Below are 458 nucleotides of genomic sequence, written 5' to 3'. Positions count from 1 at the left end.
TTCAAGAATTGAAGCTATTATCTGATTGTAGATTCGAATGGATAGCTTCGAAATCAGTTTGAGTCAGCGGAGCGAATATATGCTTCTTTTTTGAATTAGGCAGTATGGATCTCGATTGGTTGTTCGACGAGGGTCTGCCAACGTATGTGTATGCGCTTTTCGGCGGCGTGGTCGGTATTCTGGCGGTGACAGTACATAATCTGTTTATCGGGTCAGAATCGTATTATCACCTCTCAGGAGTGATTGTCGGCAGTGGATTCGCCGGATTTCTCGCCGCGAACGGATCGGGGCATTTCAAAAGAGCCGGAATGGGTGCCGGTATCCTCGGAACGGTTCCCGCCTTTGCGTGGTCGTCTGACTTTCTACGAGGCTGGTTTATCACGTCGGCTTCCGAGGGTGGACAGATATTCGCGGTCGTGCTTCTGTGTCTTCTTATTCTTGCCACGGGGATGTTGGGG

1 protein-coding gene is annotated in these 458 nt (G+C 50.0%); it reads left to right on the top strand.

What is annotated here, in order from left to right; genetic code table 11:
• Positions 1-104 precede the first annotated feature (104 nt).
• Positions 105-458: DUF5518 domain-containing protein (locus DVK07_RS21605; RefSeq protein ID WP_199719732.1), on the top strand; the 354-nt coding region annotated here is incomplete at its 3' end.

This window comes from Halorubrum sp. Atlit-26R (assembly GCF_003666015.1).
GTDB lineage: Archaea > Halobacteriota > Halobacteria > Halobacteriales > Haloferacaceae > Halorubrum.
Note: the sequence above shows the minus strand (reverse complement) of the source record. Positions and strands in the feature narration are given on the sequence as shown.